The sequence below is a fragment of the Kocuria sp. CCUG 69068 genome (assembly GCF_020833785.1).
Lineage (GTDB): Bacteria > Actinomycetota > Actinomycetes > Actinomycetales > Micrococcaceae > Kocuria > Kocuria rosea.
Window position 1 is genome coordinate 1 of record NZ_PDDL01000024.1, and the last position, 13,641, is coordinate 13,641.

At 74.4% G+C, this 13,641-nt stretch carries 15 protein-coding genes and 1 pseudogene; 8 read left to right on the top strand and 8 right to left on the bottom strand.

Annotated features, from left to right (window positions below; genetic code table 11):
- Together CRM73_RS06840 and CRM73_RS06845 are read left to right on the top strand one after the other, a co-directional pair.
- Window positions 1–294 (top strand): annotated as a pseudogene (locus tag CRM73_RS06840) (glycosyltransferase family 2 protein); the annotation flags it as partial.
- A gap of 106 nt (window positions 295–400) precedes the next feature.
- Window positions 401–859, top strand: coding sequence for an SRPBCC family protein (locus CRM73_RS06845; protein ID WP_017832116.1), 459 nt, complete (start codon window positions 401–403; stop codon window positions 857–859).
- Between the two features lie 68 nt (window positions 860–927).
- On the opposite strand, the gene CRM73_RS06850 is transcribed toward CRM73_RS06845, so the two are convergent.
- Window positions 928–1,347, bottom strand: a complete 420-nt coding sequence (locus tag CRM73_RS06850; protein WP_035925887.1) for a VOC family protein — start codon at window positions 1,345–1,347, stop codon at window positions 928–930.
- A gap of 173 nt (window positions 1,348–1,520) precedes the next feature.
- On the opposite strand from CRM73_RS06850, the gene CRM73_RS06855 reads away from it, so the two are divergent.
- Complete coding sequence (locus CRM73_RS06855) at window positions 1,521–2,450, top strand: NADP-dependent oxidoreductase (protein WP_109222256.1); 930 nt, start codon at window positions 1,521–1,523, stop codon at window positions 2,448–2,450.
- Window positions 2,451–2,474: 24 nt separating this feature from the next.
- On the opposite strand, the gene CRM73_RS06860 is transcribed toward CRM73_RS06855, so the two are convergent.
- Window positions 2,475–3,182: a hypothetical protein gene (locus CRM73_RS06860; RefSeq protein WP_229587231.1), complete on the bottom strand. Its 708-nt coding sequence runs from the start codon at window positions 3,180–3,182 to the stop codon at window positions 2,475–2,477.
- A gap of 146 nt (window positions 3,183–3,328) precedes the next feature.
- Between CRM73_RS06860 and CRM73_RS06865 the strand changes: the two genes are divergently transcribed.
- Window positions 3,329–4,138 (top strand): SDR family oxidoreductase, encoded by an 810-nt coding sequence (locus CRM73_RS06865; RefSeq protein ID WP_109243716.1) that lies wholly within the window; start codon window positions 3,329–3,331, stop codon window positions 4,136–4,138.
- A 67-nt stretch (window positions 4,139–4,205) separates the two neighbouring features.
- On the opposite strand, the gene CRM73_RS06870 is transcribed toward CRM73_RS06865, so the two are convergent.
- A complete protein-coding gene (locus CRM73_RS06870; RefSeq protein ID WP_017832111.1) occupies window positions 4,206–4,940 on the bottom strand; it encodes a GAF and ANTAR domain-containing protein in 735 nt (244 codons plus the stop codon).
- Window positions 4,941–5,165: 225 nt separating this feature from the next.
- On the opposite strand from CRM73_RS06870, the gene CRM73_RS06875 reads away from it, so the two are divergent.
- Window positions 5,166–6,449 (top strand): glycosyltransferase 87 family protein, encoded by a 1,284-nt coding sequence (locus CRM73_RS06875; RefSeq protein ID WP_229587232.1) that lies wholly within the window; start codon window positions 5,166–5,168, stop codon window positions 6,447–6,449.
- Complete coding sequence (locus CRM73_RS06880) at window positions 6,442–7,656, top strand: MFS transporter (protein ID WP_017832109.1); 1,215 nt, start codon at window positions 6,442–6,444, stop codon at window positions 7,654–7,656. Before CRM73_RS06875 ends, CRM73_RS06880 begins: the two co-directional genes overlap by 8 nt.
- Window positions 7,657–7,681: 25 nt before the next feature.
- Here CRM73_RS06880 and CRM73_RS06885 read toward each other — a convergent pair whose 3' ends face one another.
- From CRM73_RS06885 to CRM73_RS06905, 5 genes are all read right to left on the bottom strand, one after another.
- A complete protein-coding gene (locus CRM73_RS06885) occupies window positions 7,682–8,434 on the bottom strand; it encodes a PIG-L deacetylase family protein (RefSeq protein ID WP_017832108.1) in 753 nt (250 codons plus the stop codon).
- A 101-nt stretch (window positions 8,435–8,535) separates the two neighbouring features.
- Complete coding sequence (locus CRM73_RS06890) at window positions 8,536–9,216, bottom strand: signal peptidase I (protein ID WP_229587233.1); 681 nt, start codon at window positions 9,214–9,216, stop codon at window positions 8,536–8,538.
- Window positions 9,213–10,193: a hypothetical protein gene (locus CRM73_RS06895; RefSeq protein WP_144836469.1), complete on the bottom strand. Its 981-nt coding sequence runs from the start codon at window positions 10,191–10,193 to the stop codon at window positions 9,213–9,215. The genes CRM73_RS06890 and CRM73_RS06895 overlap by 4 nt, the downstream gene beginning before the upstream one ends.
- A gap of 22 nt (window positions 10,194–10,215) precedes the next feature.
- Complete coding sequence (locus CRM73_RS06900; protein ID WP_035925896.1) at window positions 10,216–10,803, bottom strand: hypothetical protein; 588 nt, start codon at window positions 10,801–10,803, stop codon at window positions 10,216–10,218.
- A 109-nt stretch (window positions 10,804–10,912) separates the two neighbouring features.
- Window positions 10,913–11,503, bottom strand: coding sequence for an alternate-type signal peptide domain-containing protein (locus CRM73_RS06905; RefSeq protein WP_229587234.1), 591 nt, complete (start codon window positions 11,501–11,503; stop codon window positions 10,913–10,915).
- Window positions 11,504–11,900: 397 nt separating this feature from the next.
- Here CRM73_RS06905 and fdhD point away from each other — a divergent pair, with 397 nt between their 5' ends.
- Together fdhD and CRM73_RS06915 are read left to right on the top strand one after the other, a co-directional pair.
- The gene (gene fdhD / locus CRM73_RS06910) at window positions 11,901–12,758 is read left to right on the top strand and encodes a formate dehydrogenase accessory sulfurtransferase FdhD (protein ID WP_095651041.1); all 858 of its coding nucleotides are present in this window, start codon (window positions 11,901–11,903) and stop codon (window positions 12,756–12,758) included.
- Between the two features lie 40 nt (window positions 12,759–12,798).
- Entirely contained in the window at window positions 12,799–13,533 is a 735-nt protein-coding gene (locus CRM73_RS06915; protein ID WP_017832102.1) for a glutamine amidotransferase, read from the top strand.
- Window positions 13,534–13,641: the final 108 nt, after the last annotated feature.

The following is a 13,641-nucleotide window of genomic DNA, read 5'->3' on the forward strand; positions in this document are numbered from 1 at the left end:
GCGCGCTTGCACGCCCGGCACCGGCTGGAGGAGGGGCACCCCCACGTGCACGCGGCGAACCTGGGCGTGCGCGCCGACGTGTACGCCGCGTGCGGGGGCTTCCCGGCCCTGCCGCACGGCGAGGACGTCGGGCTGGCGGAGGCGGCGCGGGCGCGCGGGCACCGGGTGCTCGCCACGGACCGGGTGCGGGTGCTGACCTCGGGCCGGAGCACCGGCCGGGTCGAGCGGGGATTCGCCGGCTATCTGCGGGCGCTGGCGGGGGAGCCGCAGGGCCTCGGCGCGGGGCAGGGCTGAGCGCACGGGCCGGACCCGGCTACGCGGGGAGCGGACAGCCCTGGCCAGGGACCGGCCCCGTCTGCCTACGGTGGGGCCGTACCGTTGCCGACGAGAGGAACCACCCGTGTCCGAGAACAGCCTGTCCGCCAGCCGCGTCATCGACGCCCCCGCCGACGCCATCTTCGACGTCCTCAGCCTGCCCTCGCGCCACCGGCAGATCGACGGCTCCGGCACGGTCGTCTCCGGCGACGACCAGCGCATCCAGAAGGTCGGCCAGGTGTTCGTGATGAACATGAACGGCGAGCACATGGGCGGCGACTACGTCATGGAGAACACCGTCTCCGGCTACGACGAGAACAAGCTCCTCGCCTGGAAGCCCAAGCCGCAGGGCGCCGAGCTGGAGGGCTGGGAGTGGATCTGGGAGCTCGAGCCCCAGGGCCCCGGCGCCACGCTGGTCACCGAGACCTACTCGTGGGAGCACGCGACCCCGGAGGCCAAGAAGGCCGTGTCCTTCCCGCTCTTCGAGGAGGGCGCCCTGGAGCACTCCCTCGAGCGGCTCGCGGCGGCCGTCTCCGAGAAGTGAGCACCTGAGCCGCCGAGACGGGACGGAGCCCGGTCACCCGTGGTGACCGGGCTCCGCCGTGCCCGCGGTCACCGCCGGCGGGCGGCGCGGACGGAGGCCGCCGCGGGATCGACCCACAGGATCTCCCACTGGTGGCCGTCGGGGTCCCGGAAGCAGCGCGAGCGCAGGAAGCCGTAGTCCTGGGCGTCGCCCTCTGTCCCGCCGGCGCGGACGGCGCGGTCGACGATGACGTCGATCTCGTCCGGGGAGTCGACGCTGAGCGCGTTGACCACGGAGGCGTCGGCCGGGGTGCCGGGGGTCCCGGGCCCCACCAGGCGCAGGTGGCGGTCCTCGCTCAGGACCATGACGTGCTCGTCCTCGCGGATCTCGACGGTCCCGGCGCCGGTGCCCTCGAACGCGGGGTGCAGCCGCCAGCCGAGACAGGAGTAGAACCGTTTCGATCGCTCCAGGTCCGAGACGGGAAGGGTGATGAAGTCTGTCGGTGCCATGGTGCTCCCCTTCGTGGTGCGGCGGGACCCGCCCTCAGCATGGCCCCGGACCGGCGGGGCCGCAACGGTGTGACGGGATCCTCGCCCGCATGTCAGGACGGCATCGGAACGGCATCGGAACGGCATCGGTGCGGAGCCGGAATGGGTGCGGGCGCCCCGGGGTTGGAACGGGCATGCGAGTCATCGGAGTCGAGACGTTCGGAGGGCCCGAGGTCCTCGCCGTCCACGAGGTGCCGGACCCCCACCCCGGCCCCGGAGAGGTGCGGATCCGGGTCAGGGCGGCCGCCGTCAGCCCCACGGACACCCTGCTGCGCGCGGGCGGTCAGCCCGTGGAGCACCTGCGGCCGCCGTACGTGCCGGGGATGGACGCGGCCGGGGTCGTCGACGAGGTGGGGGAGGGCAGCGCCTGGCGGGTGGGGGACGCGGTCATGGCCATCGCCCTGCCGCGCGGGGAGCACGGGGGCGCCTACGCGGAGCTCCTGGTCGCCCCCGACGACTCGATCGCCCGCCTCCCGGCGGACACGGACTTCGCCACGGCCGCCACGCTGCCCATGAACGGGCTCACGGCCCTGCAGGTCCTCGAGGTGCTGGACCTCCAGCCCGAGCAGACCCTGGCCGTCACCGGGGCCGCCGGGACCCTCGGCAACTACGTGGTGGAGCTCGCCAAGCACGAGGGCCTCACCGTGATCGCGGACGCCGCGGAGCAGGATCTGGAGCTCGTCGACAGCCTCGGCGCCGACCACGTGGTGGCGCGCGGGGACGACGTCGCCGAGCGGGTCCGGGAGTTCTTCCCCGACGGGGTCGACGCCCTCGTGGACGCCGCCGTGCTGAGCGAGAAGGCGGCCCCTGCCGTCCGGGACGGCGGAGGGTTCGCGACCGTGCGGCACTGGACGGGGGACCCGGGCCGGGGGATCACCGTGCACCGGATCAGCGTGCCCCAGGAGTACCACTCGGGCGCGAAGCTGGACCGGCTGCGCCGGTACGTGGAGGAGGGGGTGCTCTCCCTGCGCGTGGCCGCCGTCCTGCCCGCCGCGGACGCCGCCGAGGCGCACCGCCGGCTCGAGGCCGGGGGCGTGCGGGGGCGGCTCGTCCTCGAGTTCTGACCCGCCCCGGTCCCGGAAGCGGTCCTAGAAGTGCGAGCGGTACTGGTGGTCGATGCCGGCCTGGTCCACCTTCCGGTGGAAGCGCATCCCGGCCAGGCCGCCGAGGACCGCCGCGAGCAGCGGGATCAGGACGGCGACCACCAGGGCGATGATGCCGCCCGTGGTCAGGGCGCCCTCGCCGATGGGGATGCGGGGGAAGCTGTTGAGCTCGCGCAGCACGTTGAACTGCTCGCCCGCCACCGCGCCCAGGACCGCCAGGACGATCGCGATGAGGACCGCCCACACCCACACGGCGACCCCCTGCTTGGCGCCGTCGAACCGGGCCATCCGCCCGGCCACGTAGCCCCCGGCGAAGTAGGCGACGAAGAGGACCAGGGCCAGGGCGATGCCGCTGACGAGGCCCACGGTGCCGGCGTCCTGCGCCACCTGCTCCGCGATCTCGCCCGGGTCCGAGCTGGTCGCCACCCCCACGCCCGCGCCGATCGCACCGAGCAGGGCGGTGAGCAGCACGGCGATGCCCGTGGCGGTCATCCAGCCGAAGAACGCGGAGCCGAACTTCACGCCCCCGAACTCCCGCTTCTCCGCGGCGACCACCTCCTGCCGCCGCCCCCGCGGGGTGGAGGCGCCCGGCCGGTCCTTTCCTCGCTCCCGGGGATCCTCCGGGACGGTCGATCCTGACGGGTCCTGGTGTGCCATGACGCTCTCCTCGTCTCCGATCATCAGCTTGCTCAAGAGCTTCCTCTCCTCGGTCGCGGTCCGCAACGGCTCCGGCCGGGGGGGGGGGGGGGTGTGCGCCGCGTCACCGCCGGGAATAGGCTGGTGCCCCCGGGCCGTCCCGCACGGCGGTCCGCGCTCTGCACGGAGGGAAGGCGACGACCATGGAGCACGCTCCCGACTTCGAGCCCCGCACGGCCGTGGTGACCGGCTCCGACTCCGGCATCGGGCGTGCGACCGCCGTGGCGCTCGCGGCGGCCGGCATGGACGTGGGGATCACCTGGCACCGGGACGAGGAGGGTGCCGAGCGGACGGCGGAGGAGGTCCGGTCCTACGACCGCCGGGCCGTGGTGGCGCGGCTGGACACCACGGAGCCGGAGCGCTGCGGCGCCGTCGTCGACGGCCTCGTAGAGGGCCTGGGCGGCCTGGACGTGTTCGTGCACAACTCGGGCACGGGGGCGAACGTCCCGTTCCTGGAGACGTCCCTGGGCACGTGGCGCAAGGTGCTCGCCACCGATCTCGACGGCGCGTTCGTGTGCCTCCAGGCGGCGGCGCGGCACCTGGTGGCCGCCGGGCGGGGCGGGCGGCTGATCGCCGTCACGAGCGTCCACGAGCACGTGCCCCGGGTCGGCTCGAGCGCCTACGACGCCGCCAAGCACGGCCTCGGCGGACTCGTGAAGACCATCGCGCTCGAGCTGGGGGAGCACGGGATCACCGCGAACTCGGTGGCCCCGGGGGAGATCGCCACCCCCATGACGGGGCAGGAGGACGAGAACCCGCGGGCCGCCCACCGTCCCGGCGTGCCGCTGGGCCGGCCCGGGGACGCCCGCGAGGTCGCCGCGGTCATCGCGTTCCTCGCGTCCCCGGCCTCCGCCTACGTCACCGGGGCGTCCTGGGTCGTCGACGGCGGCATGGTGCAGATGGGACCGCAGGCGGGCTCGCACCTGACGAGCGACGAGTGGCGGAAGGGGTAGCCGCTCCCGCGCCGCACGCGGCCACGGTCCCTCCGCGGGAGCGGAGCGGAGCCCGCCGGAGGTGTGCTCAGCGGTCGAAGTGGGTGGTGGCCGGGCCCTGTCCGACGGTGGCGACCAGCTCCGCGGCCAGGTCGCGCAGCTTGACGTTGCGGTGGCTGGAGGCGGACCGGAGGATGTCGAAGGCCTGCTCCTGGGTGCAGCGGTTCTGGCCCATGACGATGCCCACGGCGAGATCGATGGTGGTGCGCGAGGCCATGGCCGCCTTCAGGTCCGCCTCGGCGTCCCGGTGCTTCTCCATCCGCACGGCCAGGCGCAGCGCGCTGGAGGCGGAGGCCACCTCGCGCTGGATGACCTCGATCGTCGCCCGGTCGAACTTGTGCGGACGGTCGGCGTAGACGTCCAGGGCCGCCGAGGCCTCGCCGGCGAGGTCCAGGGGCACCCCCAGGGCGGAGAGGATGCCGTGGGCGGCGGCGGCCCGGCCGTACTCGGGCCACCGGGGATCGGAACGGGTGTCCGGGACGTGGACCAGCCGGTTCTCGCGGGACGCCGTGAGGCACGGCCCGTCGCCGTAGTGGTACTGGATCTCGTCCAGGGCCTCGGCCGCGGGGCTCGAGGAGGCCACGGTGGAGGACCGCTTCGGCCGGAGCAGGGTGACCGCGCACCACACCTCGTCCCCGTCGGTGGACAGGGCCTGGGCGATGCGGCCCGAGAGGGCGTCGAGGAAGGACGCGATGTCCTCGCTCTCGAGCAGCAGCTCGTGCGGGGACGCCCCCGCCGGGCCGCCCGTCTGGTGCTCCGTCATGGTTCTCCTCCGGTGCTCGCGGCAGGCACGCGGTCCCGGTGCCCGGGGTCCGTGCCGTCGCGGTGTCTCCGACGTGTCAGGGTCCATCATGCCGTGTTCCCGGGCGGTCGGTCCCGGCCCCGGGCCGACCGGGACGGGAGACGGGGCCGGGCGGGCTTAGAGTGGGGGCCGCAACCTCCGCCTGCGTCCGCTCCGGCACGCACCGACCCGAGAACTGAGGCCCTGGTGAGCGTTCCGTCCGCCGCCGTCGCGTCCCGCACCGGACGTTCGACGGCGCTGACCGGCCTGGTGTGGCTGCTGCTGGCGGGCGTGCTGGTGCGGTCCGTGTGGCTGGTCCTCGACAGCAGCATCGACCTGGACGTCTACCGGCTCGGCGGGATGGCCGTGGTGGACCGGCACGGCTTCGACGACGAGCTCTACGGCCCCGGGCTCAGCCCGGACGGCGACGGCGGGCTGCCGTTCACCTACCCCCCGTTCGCGGCGCTGCTGTTCGTGCCGCTCGCCTTCCTCCCCGAACGGCTCACCGAGCTCGCCCTGGGTCTCGCCTCGATGGGCGTCGCCGCGGTCCTCTCGGCCGTGCTCCTGCGCCGGGCGGCCGCCCGCGGCCGGCCGCTGCCCCTGCAGGCCCTGCTGGGTCCCGCCACCGCCGTGGCCGCCGGCACCGCCGTGCTGCTGTGGTCGGGGCCGTGGATGCGCAACGTGGGTCTCGGGCAGATCAACGCGCTGCTCATGGCCCTGGTGCTCTACGACCTGCTGCGCACCCGCGACGACACCCTGCTGGGCCGGATCCCGCGCGGGTTCTGGATCGGCCTGGCCGCCGGCATCAAGCTGACCCCCCTCGCGTTCGGGCTGGTGTTCCTCGTGCGCGGACAGCTGCGGCCGATCCTCACGATGGGCCTCACCTTCGCCGCGACCGTGGTGATCGGGTTCCTGGCGCTGCCGCGGGACGCGGTCGTGTTCTGGACCGAGGCCGTGCTCAGCGACGAGCGCGTCGGCGACACCGCGTACGTCGACAACACCTCGCTGCAGGGGGTGCTCCTCCACCTCGGCGTCCCCGGGGAGCCGGAGCCCCTGCTGCGCGGGGTCCTGCTCCTCGCCGCGGTCGTGGGCGTCGCCCTGCTGATCCGGGTCCTCGCCGCCCGGGGGATGATCCTCTCCGTGGTGGCGGTCAACGCCCTCCTCATGCTCTACCTGTCCCCGGTCACCTGGTCCCACCACCACGTGTGGTGGGGGCTCGTGTGCACGGCGCTGTGGGTCGAGGCGTGGCCGGCGTTCCTCCGGGACGGTCCGCGCCGGCTCGCCCTGGTGCTGGGCGGGGTCGCGCTGGTGGGCCTGTACGTCGGGCCGATCCGCTGGGACGCGTGGCTGAGGCCGGTGGGGGTCCCCGGGCCGGCGATCGACGCCGTGGCCGCGCTGCCCTATCTCGCCCTGTTCCTGCTCCTGGGCCTGTGGGTGGTCACCGGGCTGCGGGCCGGGGCCCGGGAGATGCGCGGGGCCGGTCGTGGCTGAGCCCGGCGGCTGGACCGGCTACGACCGCGGCAGCCGGGGCTACCGCCGGGTGCTGCTGGCGCTGCTGTGCGCCGGCGTGGCGACGTTCGCCCAGCTCTACTCCGTGCAGGGCGTGCTGCCCCTCCTGGCCGCGGACCTCGGGATCGACGCCGCGCGGGCCTCCCTGGGCGTCTCCGCCGCGACCTTCGGCCTCGCCGTGGGCGTCCTGCCGTGGTCCGTGGTCTCCGACCGGTGGGGCCGGCTGCGGACCATGGTCATGGCCGTCGTCTCCGCCACGGTCCTGGGGCTCGTCATGCCCCTGGCGCCGAGCTTCGAGGCCGTGGTGGCGCTGCGCTTCGCGGAGGGCATCGCCCTGGGCGGGATCCCCGCCGTGGCCATGGCCTACCTCGCGGAGGAGCTCGACCGCCGGCACGCCGCCGTGGCCGCCGGCACCTACGTGGCGGGCACCAGCCTGGGCGGCCTCGCCGGGCGCATCATCGCCGCACCCGTGGGCGACGCGTTCGGCTGGCGGACCGGCACGATCACCGTGAGCGTGCTCGCCGCGCTCGCCGCCGTGGTCTTCGTCCTCATCGCCCCGCGCCAGCGCGGGTTCGTGCGCCAGACCGTCCGGCTCACCGGGCCGGCCGGGCTGCTCGGGCGGCTGGGGGCGAACCTGGCGGACCGCGGTCTGCTGGTGCTCTACCTGCAGGGCTTTCTGCTCATGGGCGGGTTCGTGGCGATCTACAACTACCTGGGCTTCCACCTCGGCGAGGAGCCGTTCGGGGTGTCCCAGACCGTGGTGAGCCTCCTGTTCCTCGCCTACCTCTCGGGCACCTGGTCCTCCGGGACGGCCGGCCGGATCGCGGCGGCCCACGGGCGCCGGGTGGTCCTCGCGAGCAGCGGGACCGTGATGCTCGCCGGGCTGCTGGCCACGCTGGTCCCGTCGATCCCCGTGATCGTCGTGGGGCTGCTGCTGTTCACCGCGGGCTTCTTCGCCGCGCACGCCGTGGCGTCCGGGTGGGTCCCGGTGCGCTCCCGCACCGGCAAGGCGCAGGCCTCGTCCCTCTACACGCTCTTCTACTACGCGGGCTCGTCCGTGCTGGGCACGGCCGGCGGGGTCTTCTACACGGTCACCGGCTGGGCCGGGGCCGTCGGTTTCGTGGCGGCCCTCGTGGTCCTCGCCGTGCTGCTGGTGCTCCTGGTCCTCCGGGAGCCCGAGCCGGCCTGAGCGCTCCGCGCCGGCGGAGCCGGGCTCAGTCCTCCGTGCCGCCCCACCGCAGGGGGAGCACCTCGAAGGAGCTCGCGAGCGGCACCCCGAGCCGCTCGCCCACGGCGGCGGCGTTGCCCCGCAGGAAGGCGTCCGGGTCGAAGTCGGTCCAGCCCAGGCCCTCGAGGTAGGCGCCGTGCGCGCGCAGGGACTCCACGCCGGCGTCGAAGGTCTCCGTGACGTCCGCCGCGTGCCGGGAGTCGGGCGAGGCCGCCGCCCATACCGCCAGCACGTCGGGCCACGGCTGCAGGCCCGCCTCGACCTGCTCCGGGAAGACCCACCGGTTGCCGGCGTCCCGCACGGCGTCCAGGGTGGCCCGGCCCGTGGCGATGTGGTCGGCCTGGTTCAGGTTGGTGGCGCCGTCCCAGGTGTCGCGGAAGTTGTTGGTGATGACCACGTCCGGGCGGTGCCGGCGGACCACCTCCGCGATCCGGCGCCGCAGCGCCACCCCGTACTCGAGCACCCCGTCCGGCAGGTGCAGGAACTCCACCTGCTCCACGCCCACGACCCGGCAGGACTCCCGCTGCTCCGCCTCCCGCAGCGGACCGCACTGCTGCGGCTCGAGGCCGTCGATGCCGGCCTCGCCGCTGGTGACGAGGCAGTACACCACGTCCTTGCCCTGTCCGGTCCAGCGGGCCACGGCCGCGGCGGCGCCGAACTCCATGTCGTCCGGGTGCGCCACCACCACCAGGGCGCGCTGCCAGTTCTCGTCGACGTGCGTGAGCGGGGTCTCGGTCATGGTCCCCATCATGGCCCCGCCGCCGGGGACCGGCAACGGCGGCTCGCCCGGCGTCGACGGTCCGGCAGGCCGCCCCGGCCCCCGGGCGAGCGCTGCGCCGCTCAGCGGCCGGCGGCGGCGGGCACCAGCGGCAGCGCCTCCGTCGGGGCCTCCGCCGGGGACGTCTGCTCCCCGGCCGGGAACTGCTCCGCCACGCCGCCGGCGCCGTGGTCCCGCTCCGCGTCCCTGTCCGCCTCCGCGCTCTCGTCCGTGGGCCGGGCGCGGTCCCGGACGGCGCCCACGAGCTGCCACAGCGCGTAGCCGAACAGCGCCGCGGCGACCAGCACGATCCCGCTGCGCTTCTGCTCCGCGTCCAGGAGGGTGGCGGCGTAGCCGGCCCAGGGCACGTGATACTTCACCAGGCCGCGCAGCTGGGTGGCGGTGACCGGCTCCGCGTCCGGGGCGGCGTTGGCGTCGCCCAGCGTCGTGAAGCTGCGCCGCCCTTCGCCGTCCACCGCGACGCCCACGATCCGGTGGGTCACGAGGGTCGGGTCGTCCGGACGGGGCATGAACGTCACGACGTCCCCGGTGCTCAGTCCCGCGGCGTCGTCCTCGCCCTCGAGCGGGGCGACCACGACCTGGCTGCCGGTCGGGACGGTCGGCTCCATCGAGCCGGAGAGCACCGTCAGGGGCACCCAGCCGAGCGCGAGCGGGAGGACGACGACGGCGAGCAGCAGCGCGGCCACCGCGGCCAGGGCGAGCACGAGCAGCGGGTGGAGGGTCTTGCGGAGCACGGTGGTCATGACGGGAGTCCTTCACAGTTCATCTTGCCGCTTCCGCCGGGCGTCTTGAGCTTCCACGCGTAGGCGCTGTCCGCGTGGGACGCGGGCCCCGTGGCGAACACTGCCCGCACGAGGGTCTCGTAGTCCTGGCTGGGCCGGTTGTCCGATGAGGCCGGCAGCTCGGAGACGGCCACGTGAACCGTCCGTGCCGCTCCGCCCGAGACGGTCTTCACCCGAGTGGGCGCCGCCGTGGTGCCCAGCGGGCGCATCCAGATCTCCCATGCGGTGACGGCCGGAGCATCGGCGCCACCGGACCAGGTCCACCGGAGCAGCGCGGCTGGCCCGTCAACGCTGCACTGTCCCGCCGCCGGGCGGGGAGGAGCGGTCGTCGGCTGCTCCTCGGCCGGCATCTTCAGGACGAGCGGCACTGTCCACGGGCGGGTCGCGGGCCAGGCACCCTCCTCGAGCGAGGCGGCCTCCACCTGCGTCACGACCCGCAGTTCCTGCTCGTTCAGCGCACGCAGCGCGGCGACCGGAACGGCCTCGGTCGAGACGGTCAGGCACAGCCCGGCAGGCCGGTCGTGCTCCAGGGACGCCCGCGTCCCGCCGTCGACGCGGGCAGGGGCGGATCCTCCGGGTGCGGTGGCGGTCCACTCGGCCGGCGCCGCGCCGTCGTCGCAGGCCGCGCCGGTGCGGTACGCGAAGCGCATGCCCGCCGGCGCGGCCACGGACCGCCCGGCGGAGTCCACCAGGGAGACCTGCACCGGCCGGTACCGGACGTCGAAGCCGGACGTGCTGGTCAGGGTCGCGGCGCCTCCGGCGCCCTCGACCGCGGTGATCTCGAAGCCGATCCGGCCCGTGGTCATGGTGGGCACCTCGGCGAGGGCGGTGGCGGACCAGCGGGCGTGGGTCCCGCCGTTCGGGGTCGTGAGCACGATGACGGCGAGCAGGACGAGGACGCCGAGCACGTAGGCCGTGGGAGTGCGGTACTGGCTCATGGGAGCTCCTGGGGGAGGGGGGTCAGTGCTGGGTGAGGGCGACCGTGAGCGGGCCCGGCGTGACGGTCGTGCCCTGGGCGGCGGGGTCCGGGGACACCTCGTAGGAGACGGTGACGTCGTAGACCGCGCCGTCGTGGGCCGAGGTCACCGTCCAGGAGGACGGCCCGGGCTGCGGCGGCGCGCCGGAGACCGGCACGAGCTCGACGCGGGGGACGACCGCGCCGCCGGCCGGCACGCCGGGATCGACCGTGAGGGTCGCGGCGAGGTTCGCGCCCTCGACGTCGAGGACCGCGCGGGTCGTGACGACGACCGTGTCGCCGGGGGCCAGCGCGGACAGGGCGTCCGCCGCTCCGGTGAGGTCGGTGGTTCCGCGCCGGAGGGCACCGGTCGTGGGATCGACGTCGGTGCGGTGGAGGGTCGCCCGCGCGGGCTCCAGCGCCACGTCGAGGGTGCCGGTGCTGACGGCCTGCGTCTCGAGCGGTGCCGTGTCGGACCACCGGGCGGCCGTTCCGAGGCTGTTGCCCAGCAGGGTCAGCGCCAGGAGCGCGGCCGCGGCGGCGGCGAGGGCGCGGCCGGCGGTCGAGGGGCGGAAGCGGGGAGTGCGCGTCATGGGGGCCTCTGGGGGTGAGACGGAGTGAGCCGGGGTGCGAGGGGCAGTGCGCCCCGGTGCGGCGGCGCCGCCGCACCGGGGCACCGTGGGGCCGGTCGGCCCCGGACGGTCACTTCTGGGCGAGGACGAGCTTGGTGCCGTTCAGCGACTTGGCCACCTTCTCGCCGGCGCTGCCGGTGGTCATGTCCGCCTTCCAGGTGAACGTGGCGACGGCCGTCACGGTGTCCCCGTTGTCGTCCTTGGTGACCGGGAACGAGTTCTGGGCCGACTTCTCGTCGCTGGCCAGCGTCACGTCGTAGGACACGTAGCCGGCCTTCTCGAGCGCGTCGATCTCCTGCTGCAGCTGTGCGGGGAGCTGCAGCTCGAGGGACCCCTGCAGGTTGGCGCCCTCCGCGATCACCGTGGTGGAGGCGTGGAGCTGGACGGTGTCGCCGGGGACGATCTTGTAGACGGCCGGGTTGATGTCCTTCCCGGCGCCATCCGTCCAGGACACCGTGGTGTTCTTCATCGAGAGCTCACCGGCCGTGATGCTGTCGGCGGAAGCAATGGCCTGCTCCTCGGACCACTTGGCGAAGGTCCCGCCGCCGGCGGCGAGGAGGCCGACGGCCACGGCGCCGGCCAGGACGGCCTTGCCGGCGCGCCGGTTCCGGCCGGCCTTCGCGGTGGACTCGGACAGGGGGGTCTGCGCTGCAGTGTTCATGGTTCCGCCTTCGAGCGAGAGAGGGGTGAGAGGAGAGGCCGCGCGGGATCGGTGCGCGTGTGGTGCCGGGCATCCGGTGGGGTGTCCGCGGAGGCGGCGTGCACCCGGTCCCCCCGGATCACGGGGGACGGGGTGCCCGCTGCGACGGCCGCGCCTCGGCGCGCCGGCCCGTGGAACCGCAGTGGATCGCCCGGGGGATCCGCCGGCAGCCCTGCCGCCGAATTCCCTTGACACGTCAACTCTAGACAAAAGTCTATGAATAAGAACAGAAGTTGCCTGTCCCCACTTCGCCCGACGTTACTGTTCGGTAATTCGGCTGCTTCGGCCGCCACGGGCCGCGCCCATAGGATGCCGGGGGAGGGCTCCCACCCGGTGGAGCCGGGACCGGAGGACCGCCATGACCCGAGCTTCCCAGCGGCGCCGCGTGCACCGGTACACCGCCGACGGCGGCGGGGCCGGACGCGCGGACACCCTGGCCGGTGAGGAGCCCCTGGAGATCCGGCTCGACGGCAGGCCGTTCACCGTCACGATGCGCACCCCGGGTCACGACTTCGACCTCGTGGCCGGGTTCCTCGTCTCCGAGGGCGTGGTGCGCGCGCCGGCCGAGATCGTGCAGATGGACTACCGCAGCGGCATCGGTCCGGACGGGCAGCGGACCTACAACGTGGTGGAGGTGCGGCTCGCGCCGGGGGTCGCCCTGCCGGACACCTCCATGGAGCGGCACGTCTACACGTCGTCGTCCTGCGGGGTCTGCGGCACGGCGTCCATCGAGGCCGTCACCAAGGTCTCCTCGTTCGACCCCGCCGCGGACCGGACCGGGCTCCCCGTGCCCGCGCTGCTCGCCCTGCCGGACCGGCTGCGCACCGGGCAGAAGCTGTTCGCCACGACCGGCGGCGTCCACGCCGCGGGGCTCTTCCGCTTCCCGGACGGCCCCGACGGCGACGGTGCCGGCGAGCCCGAGCTGCTGTGCGTGCGCGAGGACGTGGGGCGGCACAACGCCGTGGACAAGGTGGTGGGCTGGGCCCTGCGCGAGAATCTCCTGCCTCTGGGCTCCACCGTGCTCCAGGTCTCGGGCCGCGCCTCGTTCGAGCTGGTGCAGAAGGCGTACATGGCCGGCGTCCCGGCGCTCGCGGCCGTCTCGGCGCCCTCGGCCCTCGCCGTGGACCTCGCGGAGCAGACGGGGGTCACCCTGCTCGGCTTCAGCCGCGGCACCTCCTTCAACGCCTATGCGCACCGGGAGCGCCTGGTCCCCTGAGCGGGCGGGGGAGCGCCCCGCCGCTGGCTACGATGGGGTCATGAAGCCCTTCCTGCTGCTCGCCACCCGCGCCGAGGACGACGTCGCGGACGAGGAGTACGAGACCATCTGCCGCTTCAGCGGCCTGCAGGAGAGCCACCTCCACCGGGTCCGGCTGGAGGCGGGGCCCATGCCGCCGATCGACCTCGAGCGCTACTCCGGGGTCGTCATCGGCGGGTCCCCGTTCAACTCCTCCGACCCGCCGCAGCTGAAGTCGGAGGTGCAGCGGCGGGCCGAGTCCGAGATGCGGGACCTGCTCGACGAGGTGGTCGCCCGGGACTTCCCGTTCCTCGGCGCCTGCTACGGCGTCGGCACCCTGGGCACGCACCAGGGTGGGATCGTGGACCGCACCCGCGGCGAGGAGATCGGCGTCATCGAGGTCACCCTGACCGAGGAGGGGCTGCGGGACCCGCTGCTCCGGGAGTTCCCGCCGGCGTTCCACGGGTTCGTGGGGCACAAGGAGGGCACGCGCACCCTGGCGCCCGCAGCCGTCCTGCTCGCGACCGGCGCGGACTGCCCCGTCCAGATGTTCCGGATCAAGCAGAACCTCTACGCGACCCAGTTCCATCCCGAGCTCGACGCCCCCGCCCTGCTCCGCCGGATCGAGGCGTACAAGGAGCACGGGTACTTCCCGCCGGCCGAGGCCGAGGACGTCAAGGACCGGATTCGCACGGGGCCGCCCGTGACCGAGCCCGAGAGGATCCTCGCCGCCTTCGTGGACCGCTACGCCCGCTGACGCGTCGCGGATGGGCCCGTCCCGTCCTCGCCGCACGACGCGGAGCGACTTCTCCGAGATCTGAGAGAGCGCTCTCTTGACGGTGTGAGCCACGGCACATACAGTCGA